A 17,763-nucleotide genomic window follows, 5' to 3' on the forward strand; every position below is an offset into this window, starting at 1 on the left:
TAATCCGTACCAGGCAAACAGCCCCAGGGCAAAGAGGGCTAACGCACCCGCGAGATCCCGATTCTCTTTCCAGGTTCCAGCTATTCGGATGCTGAACAGTGCGCTTAACACTGTCAGATAACCGGCCAGGTAATACACTTTCCTGATTTCTACGGGAGCAATGTAATACAGTGCAAAAGCAAGGAGATACAGTGAAACAACCAGGTTCAGTATCGTTTTTCTGATTTTTGAGCTGTCTAAGGTCACGCTATGCATCCAAAAGTTCGCTGACGGTAGAGTTAAAATCGCTGACAAAGGTCGTGGCATCGAAATGCGCTTTTACGTGCTCAAACGCATGTTGGCGGAAAAGTACGTAGTCGTTATTCACGATGTGTAGCACCGCGTCGGCACATTTTTCCGCTGATAATAGCCGCGGGGGAAGTAGCGCATCTTGTTGCGGAAAATAAACATCGTGAGGGAAGTTGACGTTCACACCGCAGAGTCTGAAATGGTCTTCCGGCGTAATGTCCGGCGTGATACCAATGCCGCAGTATCCGTTTTTAACCACTTCAGGCTGCCCATCAATTAACGGGTAAATAACCGGCACGCCGTAAAACAGCGCTTCCAGGCAGGACAGACCAAAGGGTTCTGTAACCGGTGTACTGAGATAGATATGAATATGGTTGAAAAAATGACTTAAGTCGTCGTGGAAACCCAAAAAGTTGACGCGATCGCGAATACCTAACTTTTCGGCAAGTGATTTGAACTGCTGCTCATCTGGCCCTTTACCGGCAATGTCGAGAGTGACGTGAGTCCCCCGATCGAGCAGATTTTTTAACGTCAACAACGCGACGCTGATCCCCTTCAGACCCACCAGCCTTGCCGCGACGCCCAGGCGCAAGGGGGCGGAAAGGGGCTTATCGCCGGTAAAAATATTGCCAGGTGGCGCAATGCGATTGGTTAGCACTCGGGAAGGACACGGTAGGTTGAAGCGTAACGTCATGACCCGCTGAGATGCGTAGGATGCTGAAATATAACCGCTCAGCGAGGCAAAGAAGCCTGACGTTTTTTTATTGTGAGGGTAACGCCAGGAGCAGCCATGATCGTAATAAATCACCTTTCCCCGGGACGGCCTGGCAGCAAACACGGGGACCAGATCCCAGACGATGATAGCGTCTGCATTCGCCAGCCAGGTCTTGATTTGCAACGCATACTTGCGTAGAAACGGTGGAAATTTTACCGGGTAGTTGTTGATTATCCGGTTTACGAAGGTGATGTTACGGCCCTTCAGATGCTGCGCGATTTCCGGACCAATATTGTTGCTGATGCAAAAGATACGATCCTGCCCGGCGGTGATATCATGAATATACTGTAAGAAGAGGCGCTCGACGCCCCCCATCTTTTCCAAATTAATCACATGGATTTTGCGCATTAAACCATTCCTCTCATCGCCCGCCATATCGTATCCGCACTAATATCCTTGGTTGCTTTCGTTGGCGATATGAGCGTGTGCTGGTTTTTACCATATCCGCCAATCAGCCCCGGATCGGTCGGGCCATACAGCGTAAAGTTAGGTTTATCGAGCGCAGCGGTAAGATGGCTTAGCCCGGTATCGACAGAGATAACCGCGCGAGCGCCGGCCAGCACTTGAGCAACCTGCTCGAGGCTCATACGGGGCAGAACCTCAACACAGTCGTGACCCTCCGCCAGACGCTTAGCCCGCGCTTCTTCATGCGGCGCTCCCCACGGTAGCTTAATACGCAGCCCGCTGACGGCCAGCAGGCCGATCAGCGCCCGCCAGTTTTCTTCCGGCCAGTGTTTGTCATCACGAGTCGTCGCGTGCAGGAACACCAGATAAGGCTCGGGCTCGGCAGAGGGGGTATCCGGGTGCATAAAATGGCGTGCAATGGCGTAATCGCCCTGCGCGTCGGGTTTGGCGTAGCCCAGGCTTTTGGCGAACAGTTCGCGGGTGCGCTCAACGGCATGCTGCTGTTTTGCGATATGGTGGCGGCGATTGTAGAACAGGCTTGCCAGCGGCTCACGAGCGGTTTGCCAGTCCATACCGTGCTTCAGGCCGCGCGCCAGCCGGGTGACCAGCGCGGCGCTTTTGACCAGACCCTGGGCGTCAATAATCGCGTCATATTTCTGCGCTCGTACGGCGTCGCGAAAGGCCTTGCGTTCGGCCCTGACAGGGGCGGAAAACCAGGCTTTACGCCAGCGGCGAATGGCGACGGGAATCACCCGGTCGACGTTGTCATGCCAGGAGGGGATCTGCGCGAAACCTTCTTCAACCACCCAGTCGAAACGAATATCAGGGAAAACCTGCGCAGCGTCGGTCAACGCGGGCAGCGTATGCAGGACGTCGCCCATGGACGAGGTTTTTACGATCAATACCCGCATCCGCTACGCTTCCTCTTTTTCTTTATCGGTTTTTTCTTCAAGGAGCGCATGCAGTTCTTCCCGTACGCGCTGCGGCGTAATGTCGATCAGGCTCTGATGATACCCTTCTGCGGCATCGCCCTTACGTACTTTGTGGTAGCCGCTGATCAGGCGAATCACCCGCGCTTTGTGGGACAGCGGCGGGGTGAAGTCGGGGCTGCTTGGGCCATATAGCGCCACCAGCGGGCGGTTCAATGCCGCGGCAACGTGCATCAGACCAGAATCGTTACTGACGACGGCCGTACAGGCAGCAATCAGCACGACCGCTTGTTCAAGCTGGGTTTCTCCTGCCAGATTACGGCACCATGCCTGCTGCTGAGTGCTCAGCGCAGCAAGGATATCGTTGCCGGCTTCATGGTCTTTGGCCGAACCGAACAAGACAACCTGATAACCTTCGTCGATAAGCTGCTTTGCCAGCTCGGCGTAGTGGTAGTGCGGCCAGCGTTTTGCCGGGCCAAACTCCGCGCCGGGGCAGAAACCGATAATCGGGCGATCGGCAGAGAGGTTGAACGCGTTGCAGACCTGCGATTTTTCACCGTCATAAACCTGCAACTGTGGCCACAGCAGCGGCTGCGGCAGGTCTTTGGCACTGAGCATGACGCCCTTGTCATAAGCGAGCGCGACATAGCGTTCAACCATCAGCGGCCAGGCGTTTTTATCCAGCACTCGCGCGTCATTCAGCAGACCGTAACGCATCTCACCGCGCCAGCCGGTGCGGTGTGGGATGTTGGCGAAGAAGGGAACCAGCGCCGACTTAAAGGAGTTCGGCAGCACGTAGGCGCGATCGTAGCGTCGTTCGCGCAGACTGTGTCCGAGCTTACGGCGCTCGCCTATCGCCAGCGCGCCATGGCCGAGCGGCATAGGGATGGCTTCGTTGACTTCCTGCATGCGTGACAACAGCGGACGGCACCACGCGGGTGCCATCACGTCGATTATCGCCTGGGGATAGCGCGCCCTGAGCGTGCGATAGAGACTTTGCGACATCATCATGTCGCCCACCCATGACGGGCCAACCACCAATATTTTCATTCACTTCATCCTTCAAGCCATCTCTGTGTTGGCTGCCTGCGTTCATCCCGATCACTGACTTTAGTCAGCTTCCGGAGATTTACTTAGTTGCCGCTTTGATACCGCTTGAACGATTTTGTGAACTGGCGTCAGTGTCGCGATTGAGCCAGGCCATATATTCCGTTACGCCTTCGGCAACGGTCTTGAACGGTTTGTCGTAGCCTGCTGCGCGCAGGTTGGTCAGATCCGCCTGGGTAAATGCCTGGTAGCGGCCTTTCAGCTTCTCCGGGAACGGGATGTATTCGATGCTGCCTTTCTGATGGTATGCCAGCGCGGCATCGGCTACCGCCTGGAAAGATTCCGCGCGGCCGGTGCCGAGATTGAAAATACCGGATGCGCCGTTTTCCCAGAACCACAGATTCACCGCGGCCACGTCGCCCACGTAGACGAAATCGCGTTTGAAGCCATCGCTGCCTTCGAACAGTTTCGGGCTTTCGCCATTATTCAACTGAGTATTGAGGTGGAAAGCTACGCTTGCCATACTGCCTTTGTGCCCTTCGCGCGGCCCGTAGACGTTGAAATAGCGGAAACCGACGATCTGTGAGTCGGCTTCCGGCAGGATCTGGCGGACGTATTCATCAAACAGGAATTTGGAGTAGCCGTAAACGTTCAGCGGCTGCTCATATTCACGGGATTCGATAAAGTCGCTGGTGCGGCCGCCGTAGGTGGCCGCCGACGAGGCGTACAGGAACGGAATCTGACGCTCCAGGCAATAATGCAGCACCTCTTTAGAGTACTGATAGTTGTTATCCATCATGTACTTGCCGTCCCACTCCGTGGTGGAAGAGCAGGCGCCTTCGTGGAATATGGCTTCAATTTCGCCGAACTCTTCCCCGGCCATCACCTGAATCAGGAAGTCTTCTTTATCCATGTAATCAGCGATATCCAGATCCACCAGGTTAGCAAACTTGGTGCCGTCTTTCAGATTATCTACGACCAGAATGTCGGTAATGCCTTTGTCATTCAGGGCCTTAACGATATTGCTGCCGATAAACCCTGCGCCGCCGGTAACGATGATCATAACTGTAACCTTTGAAGTATGGAGTCCAGAGACAATCCGGACATGAATATTCATATCATATCACCACATGGAGCAGGCTTCAGCCATTCGCCGTAAAGCGGGGTGGTGAGCGTGATTTATGCTGCAAATAATTCATCCAGGCATGCATCATCTCGTATCAGCGTATAGCTTTGGGTAATATGTGCCAAATTTTGCCAAATCTGGAGAGTTACAATGCGTGGTGATTTTTACGAACAGTTGACCAATAGCCTTGAGACCGCTCGTGCGGAAGGGTTATTTAAAGAAGAACGCATGATTACGTCGGCGCAGCAGGCGGATATTACCGTCGGTGGTCGTAACGTCATTAACTTCTGCGCCAATAACTATCTGGGTCTGGCTAACCATCCTGAGCTGATTGCCGCCGCGAAAGCGGGGATGGACAGCCACGGTTTTGGTATGGCTTCTGTGCGCTTTATTTGCGGGACGCAGGACAGCCACAAAGCGCTTGAGAAGAAGCTGGCTGAGTTCCTCGGCATGGAAGATACGATTCTCTACTCCTCCTGCTTTGACGCCAACGGCGGTCTGTTTGAAACCCTGTTAGGCCCGGAAGATGCCATTATTTCCGACGCCCTGAACCACGCCTCCATCATCGACGGCGTACGTTTGTGTAAAGCAAAACGCTACCGTTATGCCAATAACGACATGCAGGAGCTGGAAGCGCGTCTGAAAGAGGCCCGTGAAGCCGGCGCGCGTCATGTGTTGATTGCCACCGACGGCGTGTTCTCTATGGATGGTGTGATTGCCAACCTGAAGGGGGTCTGCGACCTGGCGGACCAGTTCGATGCGCTGGTGATGGTCGACGATTCCCATGCCGTAGGCTTTGTCGGTGAAAACGGTCGCGGCTCTCATGAATACTGCGATGTGATGGGCCGTGTCGATATCATCACCGGGACATTAGGTAAAGCGCTGGGCGGCGCATCCGGCGGCTATACCGCCGCGCGTAAAGAGGTTGTTGAGTGGCTGCGCCAGCGCTCGCGTCCGTATCTGTTCTCCAACTCGCTAGCCCCGGCGATTGTCGCTGCCTCCATTAAAGTGCTGGAGATGGTGGAGTCCGGCGCCGAACTGCGCGATCGCCTGTGGGCCAACGCCCGCCTGTTCCGCGAAAAAATGACTGCTGCGGGCTTTACGCTGGCCGGCGCCGATCACGCGATTATCCCGGTCATGCTGGGTGATGCGGTGATTGCGCAAAACTTTGCGCGCGAGCTGCAAAAAGAAGGGATTTACGTCACCGGGTTCTTCTATCCGGTGGTACCAAAAGGCCAGGCGCGTATTCGCACCCAGATGTCGGCGGCGCATACCCCTGAACAAATTGAACGTGCGGTAGAAGCCTTTACCCGCATCGGTAAACAACTGGGCGTGATTGCCTGAGGGCGTGAGATGAAAGCGTTATCCAAACTGAAAGCGGAAGAAGGCATCTGGATGACCGACGTACCGGAACCGGAAGTCGGCCATAACGATCTGCTGATCAAAATCCGCAAGACCGCGATTTGCGGTACCGACGTACACATCTATAACTGGGATGAATGGTCGCAAAAAACCATCCCGGTGCCGATGGTTGTAGGACATGAGTACGTCGGCGAAGTGGTGGGTATCGGTCAGGAAGTTCGCGGCTTTAAGATTGGCGATCGCGTTTCCGGCGAAGGGCATATTACCTGCGGCCACTGCCGTAACTGCCGCGCCGGGCGCACACATCTGTGCCGCAATACCATTGGCGTAGGGGTTAACCGTCCGGGCTGCTTCGCGGAATATCTGGTGATTCCGGCTTTCAACGCCTTTAAAATCCCCGACAATATTTCTGACGATCTGGCGTCGATTTTTGACCCGTTTGGTAACGCGGTTCACACGGCGCTCTCTTTCGATCTGGTTGGCGAAGATGTGTTGGTTTCCGGCGCAGGTCCGATTGGGATCATGGCGGCTGCGGTCGCTAAACACGTTGGCGCACGTAATGTGGTTATCACTGACGTTAACGAGTATCGACTGGGCCTGGCGCGTAAGATGGGCGTAACGCGTGCCGTTAACGTCGCCAGGGAGAGCCTGGCCGACGTGATGGCCGAACTGGGGATGACTGAAGGGTTCGACGTGGGCCTGGAAATGTCCGGTGCACCGCCGGCATTCCGTACTATGCTGGACACCATGAACCACGGTGGCCGTATTGCGATGCTTGGTATTCCACCGTCGGATATGTCGATCGACTGGACAAAAGTTATCTTCAAAGGGCTGTTTATCAAAGGGGTTTATGGCCGGGAAATGTTCGAAACCTGGTACAAAATGGCCGCATTAATCCAGTCTGGGCTGGATTTGTCGCCGATCATTACCCACCGCTTTGGCATCGATGAGTTCCAGCAGGGTTTTGATGCGATGCGCTCCGGTCAGTCCGGAAAAGTGGTGCTGAGCTGGGATTAAACCGGAGAAAACGGGTCGGGTTGGATGCTGCAATATTCTGAGCGCCTGCGGGCGCTTTTTTTATTGAGATTTGGGTAACATTTCACCGCTCCTTCAACGTGAACGCACATTTCTAAATCGATTGTTGGCCTGTTCGTTTAATAACCGCCCGGTTGACGTTCGGGCGGTCGGCCACGCCAGGCCCGTCAAACTCCCGGGTCGGGCGCGTCACGATCCCTTTTATTCGCTGCCCGAAGTCTTTAGTAAGCTCAATCGTTATGCCATCCGAATGGTGAAACATCAGAAGATCAGCCCCTCGCTGGGCCATGGGATCATCAGCGTGTTTGGCGCCGTGACCGGGCTATAGGCAACCTTGTACCGTTTTATGCAGTATTTTAAAGCCGGGTATGTCTTTGACAATACACGGGAATCTGCCGCGGAAAAGCGAACAGATTCCGGATCCGTTTAGTTCGTTGGTTTGTCCCAGCCCTGCCATTTCAGCAGGTAGTACTGCACCAGAGGGCTCTGGCTGATACTTTCGCTCAGGATGCTGAAGAAGCGGCTGGCGTTCACCGGCTCCGGCGGATGCTGCAGCTTACAGAACTTCACGCCGCGGAACGGATTACGCGGTGACGTTGGCGGCGGAGTTTTCGATGGCGGCAGCCCGCTGTCCGGCCTTGAGGTATCGACCTGCGGCTCGTTCAGCAGACTGCTCGGACGCACCAGGGTGATATCCGGCGGTAGGCTATAGACCATTTGCTGCAAGACGCGCACCGTGGTGGGATGCGGATGACCAATAGCAATGGCGGAGCCGTTGCGTCGCGCCAGCGCGATGGCACGGTTGAACTGGACGCGAATATCGGCCTCATTCTGCGTGTCATCAAGGAACACCTTGCGCTTGATCACCTTCACCCCGGTTCCCTGCGCCGCGCGCATGGCCTGAGTATTGCCGATGGTGACGCTGTCGAGGAAATAGAGATTGTAGCGCTCCAGTGCTTGCATCACCTTTTGCATTCCGAACAGGCTTGAGGTCATCGCGCTGCCCATATGGTTGTTCAGGCCAACAGCGTATGGCACTTTGCCATAGGCGTCGCGGATGATGCGCTCGATCTCATCGCTGCTCATATCCGGACGCAGAGTGTCTTTTTCCAGCGGTTGTTTGCTGAGCGGCGCCATCGGCAGGTGGATAAGCACCTCATGACCAAGGCTATGTGCCTTGGTTGCCATTTCACGGGCGTGAGGAGCATTAGGTAATACGGCGATGGAGATGGTTGCTGGCAGCGCCAGTACCTGATTTTCGGTCTGTGGACGATAACCAAAATCGTCAATAACGATGGAGAGTTTGCCGGCAAATGCCGGCGAAGCCATAGCCAGCGTACCGGCTACCGCGAATGCAATTCTGCGAAATTGAAGCAAAACTTATCTTCCCAACCACGGCTGTGGATTGACCGCCTGACCCTGGCGGCGAATTTCGAAATAGAGCGACGGACGGCCCTGACCGCCGCTGCTGCCTACGAGGGCAATCGGCTGGCCCGCCCGGACCTGAGTGCCGACGCTGACCAGCGCGCTTTGGTTATAGCCGTAAAGGCTCATATCGCCTTTACCGTGTTCAACGACCACCACCAGGCCGTAGCCCTGTAGCCAGTCGGCGAGAATTACCCGGCCATCGGCGATTGCCCTGACCTCGGTGCCTTCCGATGCAGCGATAACCATCCCTTTCCAACGTAGTTCACCTTGCAGCGGTTCGCCATAACGATGAAGCAACGTTCCGCGAACCGGCCAGTAGGCTTGACCGCGCGGAGAGCCCAGACCGCCGGTGCGGGACATCAGCGAACGCTCGCTTTCGGTCGGTTTGTAGGTGGTGCCTTTACGCGAGGCATCCTGCTGACGATCGCGCACGGCCTGAGCCTCGCGAGCCTCTCGCTCAGCGCGGGCCTTCGCAGCGGCTTCTGCTTGCACGATCCGACTGCGCAGGCGCGATTCGTTAGCCCGCATTTCGCCCAACTGCTGCTGACCTTGCTGAATAGACGATTCAAGGCTCGAAAGGGTTTTCTTACGTTCGTTACGCGCCTGTTCCAGTTTTGCTTGCTGTGCGCGCTGCTCGTAAACCAGCGTCTGCTGTTGGCTCTGCTTTTCTTCCAGCTGCGCTTTTTGCGCGGCGACCTCTTCACGCGTCTGTTTCAGCTGGGTGATCGTCTCCTGGCGGGCCTGGTTAAGGTAACCGTAGTAAACCTGAATACGCTGGTTACGCTGACCCTCTTCACCGCTGAGGATCATTTGCATCCCGGTATGTGGCCCCTGGCGGAACGCGGCATCAAGTTGCGCGGACAGGTTGCGCTCCTGAGTGGCACGCTGACGTTCCAGCTTAGCGATTGATGCGTTCATCTCGTTAATCTGCTTATTCAGCTGGTTCAGGGTATCCTGGGTTTCACGCAGTTTACGGGTGGCGGCAGAGATGGCCTCTTCCTGTACTTTTAACTGGGCAAGCAGGGAGGCGCGTTGCTGCTGCTGTTGCTTGATCGCCTGCTGCTTTGCGGCGATATCGGCCTGAATAGATTTGAGCTGGTCGCGATCATCCGCCTGGGCGGGTGCGGCGCACAGCAATACGCCAGCGCTGAGTGCGCTGGCGTAAAGGACGGATCGAACAGCCGTTGCGATCCATGTATTTGAATAAGTCGCCTTTCCCCTCATGGGGAAGGATTATTCCACGATGAACAGCGGCTTGCCAGTCATCTCTTGTGGGATTTCCATTCCCATCAGCGACAGCATGGTTGGCGCGATATCGGAAAGCTTGCCACCTTGGGCGACTTTCACGGCTTTATCGCCAACGTAGATCAGCGGTACTGGCAGGTTGGTGTGGGCCGTGTGGGCCTGGCCGGTTACCGGATCGCGCATCTGTTCAGCGTTACCGTGATCGGCGGTAATCAACAACTGGCCGCCAACGGATTCCACCGCTTTGGCCACCTGAGCGATGCAGTTGTCCAGCGTTTCAACGGCTTTAATTGCCGCCTCCATGACGCCGGTATGACCGACCATATCGCCGTTCGGATAGTTACAGATGATGGTGTCGTACTGTCCACCCGTGATGGCGGCAACCAGTTTTTCGGTCAGCTCGGCGGAGCTCATTTCCGGCTGCAGGTCGTAGGTTGCGACTTTTGGCGAGTTGATCAGAATACGCTCTTCGCCTTTGAACGGCTCTTCAACGCCGCCGTTAAAGAAGAAGGTCACGTGTGCGTATTTCTCGGTTTCGGAGATGCGCAGCTGCGTCTTGTCGTTTTTCGCCATCCACTCGCCGAAGGTATTGGCCAGGGAAGCAGGCGGGTATGCGCAGGCGACTTTGATGTCGGCGGCATATTCGGTCAGCATCACGAAATCGAGTTTGACTTCTTTTTTACGGGCGAAACCGTCGAAATCGGCGTTAACGAAGGCACGGGTGATTTCGCGGGCGCGGTCAGCACGAAAATTCATGAAAATCAGCGCGTCGCCGTCTTCCATTGCGGCATCCGCCTGGCCTTCGGCGCGGATCACGGTCGCCTTCACGAATTCGTCGTTTTCATCGCGGGCGTAGGCGGCCTGCAGACCGGCTACGGCGGTGTCGGCATGGAACTCGCCCTTCGCCAGGGTCATCAGATCATATGCCTGCTCAACGCGATCCCAGCGGTTGTCGCGGTCCATGGCGTAGTAGCGGCCAATAATGGAGGCCACGCGGCCTTTACCCAGAGCAGCAAATTTTTCTTCAAATTTCGCCAGTGAGTTTTCTGCACTGCGCGGTGGCGTGTCGCGACCATCGAGGAAAGCGTGCAGATAGATTTTTTCTGCTCCGCGTTCGGCGGCCAGCTCTACCATCGCCATGATGTGGTCTTCGTGGCTATGAACGCCGCCTGGGGACATCAGTCCCATGATGTGCACAGCTTTGCCCGCAGCAACGGCTTTGTCGACCGCGGCGGTCAGCACCGGGTTTGCAAAGAACGTGCGTTCTTTGATTTCGACATCGAGACGGGTCAGATCCTGATAAACGATACGACCGGCGCCGAGGTTAACGTGACCCACTTCAGAATTGCCCATCTGGCGATCAGGCAGACCGACCTCAAGGCCAGAAGCATCAATCAGCGTATGGGGACGTTTCGCCCACAATGCGTCCATGACTGGCGTTTTCGCGCTATAAATCGCGTTATCTTGCTGGTCTTCACGATAGCCATAGCCATCCAGAATGACCAGTACCATCGGCTTTTTAGAATTCGACATTGCGACAACCTCATGCTCAAAGACAGAAAATTTGCGTAATTTTACTACAGCTGAATCGTTCAAAGCACCGTAAAAGATCAAAGAAAGAGAGCGTCGGACCCGTGCGAAAGTCGTCGGAAGGGGATTTTTTCGTGACGGGCCGCAGAAAATACATTACATCGTGCTCACTGGCTGTATTTGCCGCAATGCACAGGTATACTCCTTCCCTGGTTTTTTTATCACTTAGTCGGGAGTTGTAACCCCCCATGCAAGAAATTATGCAATTCGTCGGCCGTCACCCCGTCCTGAGCATCGCGTGGATCGCGCTGCTGGTGGCGGTGCTGTTCACCACCTTTAAGGGGCTGATGTCGAAAGTTAAAGTCATTACCCGTGGCGAAGCGACGCGTCTGATCAACAAAGAAGATGCCGTGGTTGTCGACCTGCGTCAGCGCGACGACTTCCGTAAAGGCCATATCGCGGGCTCCATCAACCTGCTGCCGAGCGAAATTAAGGCAAATAACGTTGGTGAGTTGGAAAAACACAAAGCACAACCCATTATAGTGGTAGACGGTTCCGGTATGCAGGCGCAAGAGCCTGCCAGCGCGCTGAATAAAGCCGGATTCGAAAAGGTCTTTGTACTGAAAGAAGGCATCGCTGGCTGGAGCGGCGAAAACCTTCCGCTGGTACGCGGCAAATAAATTTACCCACGTCTTTATGACGTAGCCAGGTTTCCCCCGCTGCGGCGATCCGTTGGGGGCAACCTTGTCTGCGGCGTAAAATCCTGCGGGTAAAAAAACAGGAGTGAAGTCATGGCCAATATTGATATCTACACCAAAGCGACCTGCCCGTTCTGTATCCGTGCGAAAGCACTGCTGAACAGCAAAGGCGTAACGTTCAATGAACTGCCGATCGATGGCAATGCCGCGAAGCGTGAAGAGATGATTCAACGCAGTGGCCGCACGACGGTTCCGCAGATTTTTATTGATGAGCAGCACATTGGCGGCTGTGACGACTTGTATGCGCTTGATTCACGTGGTGGACTTGATCCCCTGCTGCGCTAATTTTGCGTCCACCCAGGCCGGGTAGGCGTATTTAAGGACAACACGAAAGGGTTTTACTATGTCAGAACAAAACAGCACCGAAATGACTTTCCAGATCCAGCGTATCTATACCAAGGATATTTCCTTTGAAGCGCCGAATGCGCCGCAAGTTTTCCAGAAAGACTGGCAGCCGGAAGTTAAACTTGATCTGGACACTGCTTCCAGCCAACTGGCTGAAGGCGTCTATGAAGTGGTGCTGCGCGTAACCGTCACCGCTGCGCTGGGTGAAGAAACCGCATTCCTGTGCGAAGTACAGCAGGGCGGCATTTTCTCCATCGACGGCATTGACGGCAACCAGATGGCGCATTGCCTCGGTGCATACTGCCCGAACATTCTGTTCCCGTATGCTCGTGAGTGCATTACCAGCCTGGTGTCTCGCGGTACTTTCCCGCAACTGAACCTTGCGCCAGTGAACTTCGATGCGCTGTTCATGAACTATCTGCAGCAGCAAGCTGGCGAAGGTGCCGAACAACATCAGGATGCCTGATGAACGCACTTAATGCTGCAATGACTGTGATCGGTGCCGGCTCATACGGCACCGCTCTTGCCATCACGCTGGCAAGAAATGGCCACGATGTTGTGCTCTGGGGCCATGACCCGCAACATATCGCGACGCTGCAACATGACCGCTGCAACGCCGCTTTCCTTCCTGACGTCCCTTTCCCTGACACGCTGCATCTTGAAAGCGATCTGTCTGTCGCGCTGGCGGCCAGCCGCGACATTCTGGTTGTGGTGCCAAGCCATGTCTTTGGTGAGGTTCTGCGGCAGATTAAACCGCTGATGCGCCAGGATGCGCGCCTGGTCTGGGCGACGAAAGGCCTCGAGGCCGAAACCGGTCGCTTGCTGCAGGATGTCGCGCGCGAAGCGCTGGGCGACACGATCCCGCTGGCGGTCATTTCCGGTCCGACCTTCGCCAAAGAACTGGCGGCAGGGCTGCCGACGGCTATTTCGCTGGCGTCCACTGAGCCGCAATTTGCCGATGACCTGCAGCGCTTGCTGCACTGCGGAAAAAGCTTCCGCGTCTATATCAACCCGGATTTTATCGGCGTGCAGCTTGGCGGGGCGGTGAAAAACGTTATCGCCATTGGTGCCGGGATGTCTGACGGCATCGGCTTTGGCGCTAATGCGCGTACGGCGCTGATAACCCGTGGTCTGGTTGAAATGTCTCGTCTCGGTACCGCGCTGGGCGCCGATCCGGAAACCTTTATGGGGATGGCGGGGCTAGGCGATCTGGTACTGACCTGTACTGATAACCAATCGCGTAACCGCCGCTTCGGCATGATGCTCGGTCAGGGTATGGATGTGCAAAGCGCGCAGGATAAGATTGGCCAGGTGGTTGAAGGCTATCGCAATACCAAGGAAGTTCGCGTTCTGGCGCAGCGTTTAGGGGTCGAAATGCCAATAACCGAGGAAATTTATCAGGTATTGTATTGCGGAAAAATTGCGCGCGAGGCAGCATTGACTTTATTAGGTCGCGCGCGCAAGGACGAGCGCAGCAATTAATCTTAAAGGAACCTTTGTCACCTTGATGACCCGGTCAGCGTAGAACTGGCCGGTCATTCTGCTATCGCCTGGAGTCAGCAATGCCGTGTGAAGAACTGGATATCGTCTGGAATAATATTAAAGCCGAAGCCCGGGCTCTGGCCGACTGTGAGCCAATGCTCGCCAGTTTTTACCACGCAACGCTACTCAAACATGAAAATCTGGGCAGCGCCCTGAGCTATATGCTGGCGAATAAGCTGGCGTCGCCGATTATGCCCGCCATCGCCATTCGTGAGGTGGTGGAAGAGGCGTATGCGGCTGACCCGGAGATGATCGCCTCCGCCGCCTGCGATATTCAGGCTGTGCGCACCCGCGACCCGGCGGTCGATAAATACTCGACGCCGCTGCTGTACCTGAAAGGTTTCCACGCGCTGCAGGCCTATCGCATTGGCCACTGGCTGTGGAATCAGGGGCGCCGCGCGCTGGCGATTTTCCTGCAAAATCAGGTTTCCGTTTCTTTCCAGGTGGATATCCATCCGGCGGCGAAAATTGGCCGCGGGATTATGCTCGATCATGCCACCGGCATTGTGGTCGGCGAAACGGCGGTGATTGAGGACGACGTGTCGATTCTGCAGTCCGTGACCCTCGGCGGTACCGGTAAAACCAGCGGAGACCGCCATCCGAAAATCCGTGAAGGGGTCATGATTGGCGCCGGCGCGAAGATCCTCGGCAATATCGAAGTGGGTCGGGGGGCGAAAATTGGCGCTGGTTCCGTGGTGCTACAGCCCGTACCACCGCATACCACCGCAGCCGGCGTACCAGCGCGTATCGTCGGTAAACCTGAAAGCGATAAACCAGCGATGGATATGGATCAGCACTTTAACGGTATCCATCATACCTTCGAATATGGCGACGGTATCTAGAATCGGGCTAACCCGATAACGCGCTGTCCGTAGCGAAGATCAGGCGCCAGCGCCGCAATCCAGGACTTCGTCGCCGTATTGCTTTCCCCGGCTGGCGCTGCGCTTAGCCGGGCTACAGGTCGGTGAGAGTGGGTAGCCCGGATAAGGCGCCTGCGCCGCAATCCGGGAATGACTCAGGCTAACTGCGCAATATCGCGCCAGGATACCCCAGTTGGCGCCAGGCCTCGTACACGACCACCGACACCGCATTTGACAGGTTCATGCTGCGGCTGTCTGGCATCATCGGAATACGGATTTTCTGCTGCGCCGGCAGGGCCTCTAGAATGCTGGCTTGCAGGCCGCGCGTTTCCGGGCCAAACATCAAGAAATCGCCATCCTGATAGCTCACTGCGCTGTGAGCCGGTGTGCCTTTAGTGGTCAGGGCGAACAGGCGCTGCGGCCTGGCACTTTCCACGAAGGCAGCATAATCACGATGGCGCTGAACGGCGGCAAATTCATGGTAATCCAGCCCGGCGCGTCTCAGGCGCTTATCATCCCAGGTGAATCCCATAGGCTCGATAATGTGCAGATTGAAGCCAGTATTGGCGCACAGGCGGATAATGTTCCCGGTATTTGGCGGGATTTCAGGTTCGAATAATACAATGTTCAGCATGCTGCCCTGTCTCATTAGGCTCTTAATCGCGCGGGCAGAATAGCAGATATTTGCCCGACCCTCATCCCTGTGGGAGAGCGCCGGGCGGGGGGTTACGCAGCGTTACCCTGCTTAATCGCATTGAAGGTTTGCAGCGCGTCAGCGTTCTGAACCAGAGAGTCGCGGCTGATTTCGCCGATGGTTTTGGTTCCGGTCAGGGTCATGGCCACCTTCATCTCTTTCTCGATCAGATTTAGCAGATTGGCTACACCCTGCTTGCCGTGGGTGGCCAGCGCGTACAGATAGGCGCGGCCCAGCAGCACGCTATCGGCACCTAAGGCAATCATGCGCACCACATCAAGACCGTTACGAATACCGCTATCGGCGAGGATGGTGATATCGCCTTTTACCGCATCGGCGATGGCGGGTAGCGCGCGGGCAGAGGAGAGAACGCCATCGAGCTGGCGGCCGCCGTGGTTGGAGACCACGATCCCGTCGGCGCCGAAGCGTACCGCATCCCGCGCATCCTGTGGGTCGAGGATCCCTTTGATCACCATCGGACCGTCCCAGAAATCGCGGATCCACTCGAGGTCTTTCCATGAAATCGACGGATCGAAGTTGTTCGCCAGCCAGCCGATATAATCCTCAAGACCGGTAGGCTTACCGAGATAGGCGGAGATATTACCGAGATCGTGAGGGCGGCCGTTTAAACCGACATCCCACGCCCACTGTGGGTGAGTCATCGCCTGCCAGTAGCGACGCAGGGCGGCATTCGGGCCGCTCATCCCTGAATGGGCATCACGATAGCGGGCACCGGGGGTTGGCATATCGACAGTGAAGACCAACGTCGAGCAGCCCGCCGCTTTGGCGCGCTCCAGCGCATTACGCATAAAGCCGCGATCGCGCAGGACGTACAGCTGGAACCACATCGGGCGTTTGATGGTCGGCGCGACCTCTTCTATCGGGCACACGGAAACGGTGGAGAGGGTGAACGGAATACCTTTATCATCCGCAGCGCCTGCTGCCTGCACTTCACCGCGGCGAGCGTACATTCCGCACAGTCCGACTGGCGCCAGCGCTACCGGCATGGAGAGCTTTTCTTTGAACAGCATGGTCTCCAGGCTCAGGTCCGACATATTCTTCAGGACCCGCTGGCGGAGCGCCACATCAGACAGGTCTTCAACGTTGCGGCGCAGCGTGTGTTCGGCATAGGCGCCGCCGTCGATGTAGTGGAACAGGAACGGTGGCAGGATACGCTGTGCGGCTGCGCGATAGTCGCTGGCGGCTGAAATAATCATCACGGGTTCTCCCTGGCATTTTCATTGTGGTCACCGGGCAGGCGGGTAATTCGCGCCTGGCGGGCCTGGTCTTCATCAAAGTGTTTAATCGTGGTGTGGACAAAGCCTAAATGCGCCATCATCGCCTGCCGCGCGCCTTCGGCGTCACCAGCGAAAATGGCCTCCATCACGGCCTGGTGCTGTTCGGTCAGACGGGCGAATACCGGCGGGACAAGATACATCCGCTGGCGACTCTGCTTGACCGAGGATTGCAGGAGGTCGAAAAAGCCGCGCATGGTTTGTAGCAAAACCACGTTGTGCGAGGCTTCGGCGATCGCCAGATGAAAGCGTACGTCGGCCTGTGAGGCGAGATCCGGGTCTTCGCTCTGGGTAGCCTCAAAGCACAGGCGAATCCGCTCTTTTTCGGCATCGGTAGCCCGCATCGCCGCATGCCAGGCCGTGCTGGCTTCGATGGCGTGACGGGCTTCCAGAATATCAAAGCTGTAATCGGGGTCGTCGACGAGCAGCGTTTTTAGCGGCTGAACGATATTCTGTTCCGACCACGCCTCGTGCTGCCAGCGCACGAAGGTCCCGCCGCCGCGACGGCTGACCAGCAGACCTTCGTTCACCAGCATCGCCAGCGCTTCACGCAGCGAGTTGCGCGATACACCAAGCTGGGCTGCCAGCTGGCGCTCGGCGGGCAGTCGCATGCCCGCCTCCAGCTTCTGTTCTTCAATCAGCGCCCGCACACGACGGGCTACATCGTCTGCGAGACGCCGGGGCATCACTATCATGGGATCATCCAGGTTAAGACATAGGCCTGTAGCGTGGTGATAACGCCAACCATGCAGGTAAAGATCAGGCTGTGTTTTACGGTAAAGCGGAACAGGTCCGACTCTTTGCCCACCAGGCCTACCGCCGCACAGGCGATGGCGATGGACTGCGGCGAAATCATTTTGCCGGTGACGCCGCCGGTGGTGTTGGCCGCCACCAGCAGAATATCGGAGACGCCGATTTGTTGTGCCGCGGTTGCCTGCAGCGCGGCGAAGAGCGCGTTAGACGAGGTGTCTGAGCCGGTCAGGAATACCCCCAGCCAGCCGAGGAACGGCGAGAAGAAAGTAAACGCGTGACCGGTATGCGCCAGCGCGAGGGCCAGCGTCGACGACAGACCGGAATAGTTAGAGATAAAGGCGAACGC

18 protein-coding genes and 2 pseudogenes are annotated in these 17,763 nt (G+C 56.3%); 8 read left to right on the top strand and 12 right to left on the bottom strand.

Annotation, left to right across the window (positions count from 1 at the left end):
* The 5 genes and pseudogenes from ACZAHD_RS15795 to rfaD all read right to left on the bottom strand — a co-directional run.
* Positions 1-246, bottom strand: a pseudogene (locus ACZAHD_RS15795) (O-antigen ligase family protein); the annotation flags it as partial.
* Between the two features lies 1 nt (position 247).
* A complete protein-coding gene (locus ACZAHD_RS15800) occupies positions 248-1,411 on the bottom strand; it encodes a glycosyltransferase (protein WP_462457614.1) in 1,164 nt (387 codons plus the stop codon).
* On the bottom strand, positions 1,411-2,379 hold the full coding sequence (rfaC, locus tag ACZAHD_RS15805; protein ID WP_462457615.1) for a lipopolysaccharide heptosyltransferase RfaC: 969 nt from the start codon (positions 2,377-2,379) through the stop codon (positions 1,411-1,413). The genes ACZAHD_RS15800 and rfaC overlap by 1 nt, the downstream gene beginning before the upstream one ends.
* Positions 2,380-2,382: 3 nt before the next feature.
* Positions 2,383-3,447, bottom strand: coding sequence for an ADP-heptose--LPS heptosyltransferase RfaF (gene rfaF, locus ACZAHD_RS15810; RefSeq protein ID WP_462457616.1), 1,065 nt, complete (start codon positions 3,445-3,447; stop codon positions 2,383-2,385).
* Positions 3,448-3,526: 79 nt separating this feature from the next.
* Positions 3,527-4,507: an ADP-glyceromanno-heptose 6-epimerase gene (rfaD, locus tag ACZAHD_RS15815; protein WP_462457617.1), complete on the bottom strand. Its 981-nt coding sequence runs from the start codon at positions 4,505-4,507 to the stop codon at positions 3,527-3,529.
* A gap of 213 nt (positions 4,508-4,720) precedes the next feature.
* On the opposite strand from rfaD, the gene kbl reads away from it, so the two are divergent.
* The 3 genes and pseudogenes from kbl to ACZAHD_RS15830 form a co-directional block, all read left to right on the top strand.
* Positions 4,721-5,914, top strand: a complete 1,194-nt coding sequence (kbl, locus tag ACZAHD_RS15820) for a glycine C-acetyltransferase (RefSeq protein ID WP_462457618.1) — start codon at positions 4,721-4,723, stop codon at positions 5,912-5,914.
* 9 nt (positions 5,915-5,923) lie between these two features.
* On the top strand, positions 5,924-6,949 hold the full coding sequence (gene tdh, locus ACZAHD_RS15825; protein WP_462457619.1) for an L-threonine 3-dehydrogenase: 1,026 nt from the start codon (positions 5,924-5,926) through the stop codon (positions 6,947-6,949).
* A gap of 136 nt (positions 6,950-7,085) precedes the next feature.
* Positions 7,086-7,397: pseudogene (locus ACZAHD_RS15830) on the top strand (glycosyltransferase family 2 protein); the annotation flags it as partial.
* Here ACZAHD_RS15830 and ACZAHD_RS15835 read toward each other — a convergent pair.
* The 3 genes from ACZAHD_RS15835 to gpmM are packed head-to-tail and all read right to left on the bottom strand — an operon-like array spanning position 7,394 to position 11,173.
* On the bottom strand, positions 7,394-8,344 hold the full coding sequence (locus tag ACZAHD_RS15835; RefSeq protein ID WP_462457620.1) for a divergent polysaccharide deacetylase family protein: 951 nt from the start codon (positions 8,342-8,344) through the stop codon (positions 7,394-7,396). The pseudogene ACZAHD_RS15830 and the gene ACZAHD_RS15835 overlap by 4 nt on opposite strands.
* Positions 8,345-8,347: 3 nt before the next feature.
* A complete protein-coding gene (envC, locus tag ACZAHD_RS15840) occupies positions 8,348-9,619 on the bottom strand; it encodes a murein hydrolase activator EnvC (protein WP_462457621.1) in 1,272 nt (423 codons plus the stop codon).
* A 9-nt stretch (positions 9,620-9,628) separates the two neighbouring features.
* On the bottom strand, positions 9,629-11,173 hold the full coding sequence (gene gpmM / locus ACZAHD_RS15845; protein WP_462457622.1) for a 2,3-bisphosphoglycerate-independent phosphoglycerate mutase: 1,545 nt from the start codon (positions 11,171-11,173) through the stop codon (positions 9,629-9,631).
* Positions 11,174-11,418: 245 nt separating this feature from the next.
* On the opposite strand from gpmM, the gene ACZAHD_RS15850 reads away from it, so the two are divergent.
* The 5 genes from ACZAHD_RS15850 (at position 11,419) to cysE (ending at position 14,657) form a co-directional block, all read left to right on the top strand.
* Positions 11,419-11,850, top strand: a complete 432-nt coding sequence (locus ACZAHD_RS15850) for a rhodanese-like domain-containing protein (protein WP_100682916.1) — start codon at positions 11,419-11,421, stop codon at positions 11,848-11,850.
* Positions 11,851-11,961: 111 nt separating this feature from the next.
* Positions 11,962-12,213, top strand: coding sequence for a glutaredoxin 3 (gene grxC, locus ACZAHD_RS15855; RefSeq protein ID WP_004868906.1), 252 nt, complete (start codon positions 11,962-11,964; stop codon positions 12,211-12,213).
* A gap of 58 nt (positions 12,214-12,271) precedes the next feature.
* Positions 12,272-12,739 (top strand): protein-export chaperone SecB, encoded by a 468-nt coding sequence (gene secB / locus ACZAHD_RS15860; protein ID WP_004868904.1) that lies wholly within the window; start codon positions 12,272-12,274, stop codon positions 12,737-12,739.
* The gene (gpsA, locus tag ACZAHD_RS15865; RefSeq protein ID WP_462457623.1) at positions 12,739-13,755 is read left to right on the top strand and encodes an NAD(P)H-dependent glycerol-3-phosphate dehydrogenase; all 1,017 of its coding nucleotides are present in this window, start codon (positions 12,739-12,741) and stop codon (positions 13,753-13,755) included. The genes secB and gpsA overlap by 1 nt, the downstream gene beginning before the upstream one ends.
* 80 nt (positions 13,756-13,835) lie before the next feature.
* Entirely contained in the window at positions 13,836-14,657 is an 822-nt protein-coding gene (cysE, locus tag ACZAHD_RS15870) for a serine O-acetyltransferase (protein WP_004106845.1), read from the top strand.
* Positions 14,658-14,835: 178 nt separating this feature from the next.
* Here the strand turns inward: cysE and trmL are convergent, their stop codons facing one another.
* The 4 genes from trmL to ACZAHD_RS15890 form a co-directional block, all read right to left on the bottom strand.
* A complete protein-coding gene (gene trmL, locus ACZAHD_RS15875) occupies positions 14,836-15,309 on the bottom strand; it encodes a tRNA (uridine(34)/cytosine(34)/5-carboxymethylaminomethyluridine(34)-2'-O)-methyltransferase TrmL (RefSeq protein WP_462457624.1) in 474 nt (157 codons plus the stop codon).
* Between the two features lie 92 nt (positions 15,310-15,401).
* On the bottom strand, positions 15,402-16,586 hold the full coding sequence (lldD, locus tag ACZAHD_RS15880) for an FMN-dependent L-lactate dehydrogenase LldD (protein WP_462457627.1): 1,185 nt from the start codon (positions 16,584-16,586) through the stop codon (positions 15,402-15,404).
* Complete coding sequence (gene lldR, locus ACZAHD_RS15885) at positions 16,586-17,359, bottom strand: transcriptional regulator LldR (RefSeq protein WP_462457625.1); 774 nt, start codon at positions 17,357-17,359, stop codon at positions 16,586-16,588. The genes lldD and lldR overlap by 1 nt, the downstream gene beginning before the upstream one ends.
* The coding region (locus tag ACZAHD_RS15890) for an L-lactate permease (protein WP_462457626.1) at positions 17,356-17,763 on the bottom strand (408 nt) is incomplete at its 5' end. The genes lldR and ACZAHD_RS15890, both read right to left, overlap by 4 nt.

It is taken from the genome of Raoultella sp., assembly GCF_039594335.1.
Taxonomy (GTDB): Bacteria; Pseudomonadota; Gammaproteobacteria; order Enterobacterales; family Enterobacteriaceae; genus Klebsiella.